We start from the raw sequence: 5,939 nt of genomic DNA on the forward strand, positions 1-5,939 counted from the left end.
GCTTTACGGCCGCGCTGCACTACTTCTCAGGTACGAGGGGGAGGGGGGGGAGGGGAGGGAGGGCCGCGTGGGTCGCCGTGCTCGTAATTGTCGCGGCCCTTTCGGTCGCCGCCCATGTGAGGAACGACATGTGGACCGACAGGCTCGCTTTCTGGGAGTACGAGGTCGGGAAGTCACCCCGAAAGCCGACGGTACGCAACAACCTCGGCCTCGTCTACTCCGGCCTGGGCCGTATGGAGGAGGCGGTGGAGGAGTTCAAGCTCTCCATAAAGTATGGTCCCGCCTATGCCCTTCCCTACAAGAACCTCGGGAACGTCTACTACAGCCTGGGTCGCCTTTCCGAGGCCATGGAGGAGTACGAAACGTCTTTATGGCTCAAGCCGGAGCAGGCACGGGTACGCAACAACCTCGGGGCGATATACGCGGGCCGGGGGCGTCTTTCCGAGGCCGTCGAGGAGTATAAGGAGGCCCTGCGGCTTGAGCCCGGTTACGCCAGGGCCCGCTACAACCTGGGAACCGCCTACGCGAAGCAGGGCCGCGCCGACGAGGCCGTCGAAGAGTACGGAAAGGCCATAGCCCTTAAGCCGGACTACGTAAAGGCCCGCTATAATCTCGGTCTTGTCTATATGGAGAAGGGGATGAGGGAAGAGGCGAGGGGGGAGTTGGAGAAGGCGTTTGCGCTAAACCCCGGCGACGGGGAGATAAGGGGTGCCCTGGACTCTCTTCGCGAATGAGCCGGTATTATTCCGCGGCCTCTTTAAGCGCGGCCTGCGCGGCCGCCAGGCGCGCTATGGGTACGCGGAACGGAGAGCACGAGACGTAGTCGAAGCCGTTACGGTGGCAGAACTCCACCGAGGCCGGGTCTCCGCCGTGCTCGCCGCAGATGCCTATCTTAAGGCCCTTACGGGCGCTCCTTCCTCTCTCGATGCCCCACTTTATAAGCATCCCCACCCCTTCCTGGTCGAGCGACTGGAACGGGTCGTCTTTGAAGATGCCGCTCTTTTTCTCGTCCACGTAGTCGGGGAGGAACCTTCCGGAGTCGTCCCTGGACATGCCGAGCGTCATCTGCGTGAGGTCGTTGGTGCCGAAGCTGAAGAAGTCGGCGACTTCGGCTATGCGGTCGGCCAGCAGCGCGGCCCTGGGGACCTCTATCATCGTGCCGACGAGGTACTTTACCTCGACACCCTTCTCCTTTATTACCTCGTCAGCCACCTTGCGGGTGGCGGTGGTCAGTATTCCGAGCTCCTTCGGGTCCATTATGAGGGGGTGCATTATCTCCGGGGACACCTTTATGCCCTTTTTCTTGCAGTCGCAGGCGGCCTCGATTATGGCCCTTACCTGCATCTCGAGTATGCCGGGGTAGGTTATGCAGAGCCGGCAGCCGCGGTGGCCGAGCATGGGGTTGGCCTCGTGCAACTTGTCGATGCGCCGCTTTACGTCGGTGAAGGAAATCCCGAGTGCCTGGGCCAGGTGTTTCTGGTCGCTTTCGTTATGGGGGACGAACTCGTGGAGCGGCGGGTCAAGGAGCCTTATGGTGACGGACTTTCCGTCCATGACCGTAAAGAGGCCGGTAAAGTCCCTCCTCTGGAGCGGCAGGAGGTCGGAGATGGCCTGCTTCCTCGTGGTGCTGTTGGAGGCGACGATCATCTTCTGAATGGCAAGCCTCCGTTCGTCGGTATCGAAGAACATGTGCTCGGTCCTGCAGAGCCCTAAACCCTCCGCGCCCAGGCGGAGCGCGTTCTCGGCGTCGTAGGGGGTGTCCACGTTGGTCCTTACCTCGAGCCTCCGCGCCTTGTCCGCCCACTTCATTATGGTGTCGTAGGCCTTCGGGAGGACCGGCTCTATGAGAGGCAGGGCCGAGACGAAGACCTCGCCCGAGGAGCCGTTTATGGTTATCTCGTCACCTTCCTTTACCACCGTACCCCCTACCGAGACGGTCTTCGCGGCCTCGTCTATCAAGAGGTCTTCGCAGCCGACGATGCAGCACTTGCCCCAGCCCCTGGCCACCACCGCGGCGTGCGAGGTCTTGCCGCCCGTAGCCGTCAGGATCCCCCTTGCCGCGTGCATCCCGCCCACGTCCTCGGGGCTCGTCTCCTGCCTTACCAGCAGCACGTTTTTCCCCTCGGCGGCCCACTCCTCGGCGTCCTTCGCCGTAAAGACCACCTGTCCGGCGGCCGCTCCCGGCACGGCGTCTATTCCGGTGGCGAAGAGCTTTTTCTTTAGCTCGTCCTGCGGGATGTGAGGGTCGATTACGGGGTAGAAGAGCCCCTCTATGTCGTTCTCCGTTACCCTCAGGATGGCATCTTCCTTGGTTATGAGCTTTTCTTCCACCATGTCGGCGGCGATCCGGAAGGCGGCCGCGGGAGAGCGTTTTCCGTTCCTTGTCTGAAGTATGTAGAGTTTTCCCTCCTCGATGGTGAACTCTATGTCCTGCATGTCGCAGAAGTGTTTTTCGAGTTTTTTCCTTACGTCGGTGAGTTGACTGTAGGCGTCGGGCATGAGTTTTCCGAGCTCGTCCAGGTGGAGGGGGGTGCGGATTCCGGCTACGACGTCCTCGCCCTGGGCGTTCATGAGGAGGTCGCCGTAGAATACGTCCTCGCCGGTGTTGGGGTCGCGGGTGAAGCATACCCCGGTCCCGGAGGTCTCGCCCCTGTTGCCGAAGACCATCTGCACCACGTTCAAGGCCGTACCGAGGAGCCCCGTTATCTTCTCGACCCTCCTGTAGGTAACGGCCTTGTCGGCCATCCAGGAGCCGAAGACCGCGTCCATGGAGCCCCAGAGCTGGATCTGCGGGTCCTGGGGGAACTCCTCGCCGGTGCTGTCCTTGTAGACGCCCTTGAGTATAGTGATGAGTTCCGCGAGCTCTTCTTCGTTGACGTCGGTGTCGAGGATCTTTCTGGAGCGGAGCTTTAGCCGGGGCTTGGTGCGGCGTCCTTTTATCCCCTCGAACTCTTCTTCGAACTTTTCCTTGGCTATCCCCCTGGCCGTGGAGCCGTACATCACTATGAAGCGGCGGTAGGCGTCGAGAGCGAAGCGTCGGTTGGAGGTTTTTTTGGCGAGCCCTTCGACGGAGCGGTCGTTCAGCCCGAGGTTCAGGATGGTCTCCATCATGCCCGGCATGCTGCTGGCCGCCCCGCTCCTTACCGATACCAGGAGCGGGTCGTCCGGGTCGCCGAACTTCTTGCCGGCGAGCTTTTCGAGCTTTTGGAGGTGCTTTGCGACCTCTTCTTTGAGGCCTTTGGGGTAGGTGTTTTTGTTCTTGTAGAAGAGGTCGCAGACCTCGGTGGTGATGGTGAAGCCGGCGGGTACGGGGAGTCCTATGTTGGTCATCTCGGCCAGGCCCGCGCCCTTGCCGCCGAGGAGCTTCTTCATGCCCCTCTTGCCCTCGGCCTTGCCGTCACCGAAGAAGTAGACGAATTTTTTTTCGGCCATCAACAGCCTCTCGAATCTTTTTTTTCCATAGTTCCCGCCGCCTCTCTTCTCCGTGGGGAGGGGGAGGGGGGGAGGGCGAACCCGGGCAACCCGAACGTGAAAGTACCAAGTTTATCAGAAAAAAAAGGGGAAGTCATTAAAAATTGTGGCGGGGTGCTGAAAAGTAGGGTGGGGGCGGTACGCTTCGCTCGCCACCATACAAAAAGGCCTTGCCTTTTTGGGGGTCTCGCAAGCCTCGAACACGAAAATTTTTCATTGCCGCGGAATATCAGGAAGGAACTGCATGGTTATCCGGTTGTCAAAGAGGGGTGACCGAACCGTTCAATGTGTGATTGCAAGACCTGACCCCAAGAGTGGGACCCCAAGAGTGGACCCCAAGAGTGACCCCACTCCTTCTCTGAAACATCCCCGGCAAGGGAGCTGTTCGTCCCACAGGTCACCAAAAACAGACAAAGCAAAAGTGCGGTTGGCCGTCTGAACACCTTATCCACGTCCTTTATCAGTTGCAACCCGAGTTGTAATCGTTCTGATTACACCCGTAAATAGGGACCGTAAATAGGGACGACCGTAAATAGGGACAGCGTAAATAGAGCGTAAATAGGAGCGTAAATAGGGACAGCGACCGTTTATTTCTTCCTTGGCCTTCCCCTCGGCAGCGTCTTAAGAACCCGTCCTATTTGTCTTTCCCGAGGCCCCCCAAAGACAAGGGGGGCGTGGGCTCTCAATCAGAGGAAGCTGTCGCTACTGCCCCCTCTCTCCGCCCCCGAGACACCCTCAGGGTGTGAAACACCTTGACAGGCCCCCGAATCCTTAATATTATAACAGACTAACTAACCGACGCATGGAGGGGTTCGGAGAGCCGTGGCAAGGGAAGAGATAGCCGTATACATAGAAGACGAGATGAAGAAGTCCTACCTGGACTACGCGATGAGCGTGGTCATAGGCAGGGCGCTTCCGGACGTCAGGGACGGGCTGAAACCCGTGCACAGGCGCATCATCTACGCCATGCACGAGCTCGGGCTCGAGCACTCGAGGCCCTACAAGAAGTCGGGCCGTATAGTCGGAGACGTCATCGGTAAGTACCACCCGCACGGCGACTCGGCGGTATACGACGCGCTCGTCCGGCTCGTCCAGGACTTTTCGCTCAGGTATCCGCTCGTTGACGGGCAGGGCAACTTCGGCAGCATAGACGGAGACCCGGCCGCGGCCTACCGTTACACCGAGGCCAGGATGGCGCGCCTCACGGGCGAGCTCCTCGGCGACATCGCGAAAGAGACGGTCAACTTCGCCCCCAACTACGACGAGAAAGAGACCGAGCCCACCGTAATGCCCGCCGCCTTCCCGAACCTTCTGGTGAACGGCTCCTCCGGCATAGCCGTCGGCATGGCCACCAACATGCCGCCGCACAACCTCGGAGAGATTATAGACGCTATCATCCTTCTCATAGAGAAGCCCACGGCCACAGTAAAGGAGCTCATGGAGCTCGTGCCCGGCCCGGACTTCCCCACCGGCGGCTTCATACACGGAAGCTCCGGCATACGCGACGCCTACACCACCGGCAGGGGTTCGGTCAGGATGGGTGCCAGGGTAGGCGTGGAGACCCACCCCCGGACCGGAAGGGAGTCGCTCGTCGTAACCGAGATACCCTACATGGTCAACAAGGCCAGGCTCATCGAGAAGATAGCCGAGCTCGTAAGGATGAAAAAGATAGAGGGCATATCCGACATCCGGGACGAGTCCGACAGGGACGGGATGAGGATCGTGGTGGAGCTTAAGAGGGACGAGGTGGCCGAGGTGGTCCTGAATAACCTTTACGTGCACACCCAGCTCCGCACCAACTTCGGCGTCATAAACCTCGCCATAGTGGACGGCCAGCCCAGGGTCCTTACCCTCCCGAAGCTCCTGGAGCAGTTTATAATATTCCGCAAGGAGGTCGTCACCAGGCGCACGGTCTTCGATCTGAAGAAGGCCAGGGAGAGGGCCCACATTCTCGAAGGGCTGAAGATCGCCATCGACAACCTCGACGAGGTGATAAAGCTCATAAGGAAGTCCAAGGGTCCGCAGGAGGCCAAGGGCGGCCTCATGAAGAAGTTCAAGCTCTCCGCACTTCAGGCCCAGGCCATCCTCGAAATGAGGCTCCAGAGGCTTACCGCGCTCGAGAGGGAGAAGATAGCCGCCGAGTACAAGGAGATAAAGGCCTTCATGAAGAAGCTCGAGGCCATACTCGGGAGCGAAAAGCTCCTAATGGACGTGGTTGTGGATGAGTTGAAGGAGGTAAGGAGCCGGTACGCGGACGAGAGGAGGACCGAGATAGTCGCCGAGGCCGGGGAGATAACCATCGAGGACGTGATAGCCGAGGAAGACATGGTCGTAACCATCTCGCACTCCGGTTACATAAAACGGAACCCCACGAGCCTCTTCCGCATACAGAAGAGGGGCGGCAAGGGGAAGATGGGCATGACCACGAAGGAGGAGGACTTCGTATCGAGCCTCTTCGTCGCCTCCAC

3 protein-coding genes are annotated in these 5,939 nt (G+C 59.7%); 2 read left to right on the plus strand and 1 reads right to left on the minus strand.

Annotated features, from left to right (window positions below):
• Nucleotides 1–734: tetratricopeptide repeat protein (locus tag V3W31_03640; GenBank protein MEE9614034.1), on the plus strand; the 734-nt coding region annotated here is incomplete at its 5' end.
• A gap of 7 nt (nt 735–741) precedes the next feature.
• Here V3W31_03640 and ppdK read toward each other — a convergent pair.
• The gene (ppdK, locus tag V3W31_03645) at nt 742–3,432 is read right to left on the minus strand and encodes a pyruvate, phosphate dikinase (protein MEE9614035.1); all 2,691 of its coding nucleotides are present in this window, start codon (nt 3,430–3,432) and stop codon (nt 742–744) included.
• A 900-nt stretch (nt 3,433–4,332) separates the two neighbouring features.
• On the opposite strand from ppdK, the gene gyrA reads away from it, so the two are divergent.
• On the plus strand, nt 4,333–5,939 hold a 1,607-nt coding region (gene gyrA, locus V3W31_03650), incomplete at its 3' end, for a DNA gyrase subunit A (GenBank protein ID MEE9614036.1).

Source organism: Thermodesulfobacteriota bacterium (genome assembly GCA_036482575.1).
Taxonomy (GTDB): domain Bacteria; phylum Desulfobacterota; class GWC2-55-46; order GWC2-55-46; family JAUVFY01; genus JAZGJJ01.